Below are 1,552 nucleotides of genomic sequence, written 5' to 3'. Positions count from 1 at the left end.
TTTCCCATAGCGTCAAGCTAGTAAGAACCCTGAAAGATGATCAGGTTGATAGGTCAGAGGTGGAAGCGCGGTGACGTGTGGAGCTGACTGATACTAATCGTTCGAGGACTTAACCAAGTCATATGAACATATGAAGGTGAACTCGTTTTTACAGTACTTCTTCTGCATTATCTAGTTTTGAGGGAATGAACCCTTGAAGTAAATAGGTCTGGTAATTATGGCGAGAAGGTCACACCCGTTCCCATACCGAACACGGAAGTTAAGCTTCTCAGCGCCGATGGTAGTTGGGGCACGCGCCCCTGTGAGAGTAGGACGTTGCCAGGCCATGCCCCTATGGGGCTATTATTTTTCGAAAAATTCAGTTAGGCCCCTTGGTCAAGCGGTTAAGACACCGCCCTTTCACGGCGGTAACACGGGTTCGAATCCCGTAGGGGTCACCATAATTTTTTCGTAATAACGAAAAAAACTTTCATGAATTTGGAGGATTAGCTCAGCTGGGAGAGCATCTGCCTTACAAGCAGAGGGTCGGCGGTTCGATCCCGTCATCCTCCACCATAATTTTTTCGCAATAGCGAAAATAATTTTCATTTGTGCCGGTTTAGCTCAATTGGTAGAGCAACTGACTTGTAATCAGTAGGTTGGGGGTTCAAGTCCTCTAGCCGGCACCATTTATTTTTTTCTTTTTTTGAGCCATTAGCTCAGTCGGTAGAGCATCTGACTTTTAATCAGAGGGTCGAAGGTTCGAGTCCTTCATGGCTCACCATAGTTTTTTGCAAAAGCAAAATAACTTTCAATATTGCGGGTGTGGCGGAATTGGCAGACGCACCAGACTTAGGATCTGGCGCCGCAAGGCGTGGGGGTTCGACTCCCTTCACCCGCACCAAGTTTTTTAAGAAGTAGCAAAATAACTTACCATAACGCGGAAGTAGTTCAGTGGTAGAACACCACCTTGCCAAGGTGGGGGTCGCGGGTTCGAATCCCGTCTTCCGCTCCATTTTTGCCGGGGTGGCGGAACTGGCAGACGCACAGGACTTAAAATCCTGCGGTAGGTGACTACCGTACCGGTTCGATTCCGGTCCTCGGCACCAAGTTTTTTTACGAAGTAAAATAAACAGTGTTTTTTGCAAAAGCAAAATAACATTCAATATTATGCGCCCGTAGCTCAATTGGATAGAGCGTCTGACTACGGATCAGAAGGTTATGGGTTCGACTCCTTTCGGGCGCGCCATTAATTACGGGAAGTAGCTCAGCTTGGTAGAGCACTTGGTTTGGGACCAAGGGGTCGCAGGTTCGAATCCTGTCTTCCCGACCAGTCGTAAGTTTCTTACAATAACAACATGGGGCCTTAGCTCAGCTGGGAGAGCGCCTGCTTTGCACGCAGGAGGTCAGCGGTTCGATCCCGCTAGGCTCCATTTTTTATATGATAATGGCGGTGTAGCTCAGCTGGCTAGAGCGTACGGTTCATACCCGTAAGGTCGGGGGTTCGATCCCCTCCGCCGCTACCATATTTTTAACGGAGGAATACCCAAGTCCGGCTGAAGGGATCGGTCTT

Annotated in this window: 11 tRNA genes and 2 rRNA genes; all 13 read left to right on the top strand. The window is 48.6% G+C overall.

Going from position 1 to position 1,552, the window contains the following annotated elements:
- Positions 1–117, top strand: a 23S ribosomal RNA gene (locus LC455_RS30910); the annotation flags it as partial.
- A gap of 90 nt (positions 118–207) precedes the next feature.
- Positions 208–324, top strand: a 5S ribosomal RNA gene (gene rrf, locus LC455_RS30905).
- A gap of 41 nt (positions 325–365) precedes the next feature.
- Positions 366–440: transfer RNA gene (locus tag LC455_RS30900), tRNA-Glu, on the top strand.
- A gap of 39 nt (positions 441–479) precedes the next feature.
- Positions 480–555: transfer RNA gene (locus tag LC455_RS30895), tRNA-Val, on the top strand.
- Between the two features lie 37 nt (positions 556–592).
- Positions 593–668: transfer RNA gene (locus LC455_RS30890), tRNA-Thr, on the top strand.
- Positions 669–687: 19 nt separating this feature from the next.
- Positions 688–763 (top strand) — tRNA-Lys (locus tag LC455_RS30885).
- A 35-nt stretch (positions 764–798) separates the two neighbouring features.
- A tRNA-Leu gene (locus LC455_RS30880) sits at positions 799–883 on the top strand.
- A gap of 36 nt (positions 884–919) precedes the next feature.
- Positions 920–994 (top strand) — tRNA-Gly (locus LC455_RS30875).
- A gap of 5 nt (positions 995–999) precedes the next feature.
- A tRNA-Leu gene (locus LC455_RS30870) sits at positions 1,000–1,088 on the top strand.
- Positions 1,089–1,151: 63 nt separating this feature from the next.
- A tRNA-Arg gene (locus LC455_RS30865) sits at positions 1,152–1,228 on the top strand.
- A gap of 7 nt (positions 1,229–1,235) precedes the next feature.
- Positions 1,236–1,312, top strand: a tRNA-Pro gene (locus tag LC455_RS30860).
- A gap of 27 nt (positions 1,313–1,339) precedes the next feature.
- Positions 1,340–1,412: transfer RNA gene (locus tag LC455_RS30855), tRNA-Ala, on the top strand.
- Positions 1,413–1,428: 16 nt separating this feature from the next.
- Positions 1,429–1,505 (top strand) — tRNA-Met (locus tag LC455_RS30850).
- Positions 1,506–1,552 lie beyond the last annotated feature (47 nt).

It is taken from the genome of Neobacillus bataviensis (assembly GCF_019969725.1).
This window is presented reverse-complemented; position numbering and strand designations above follow the sequence as displayed.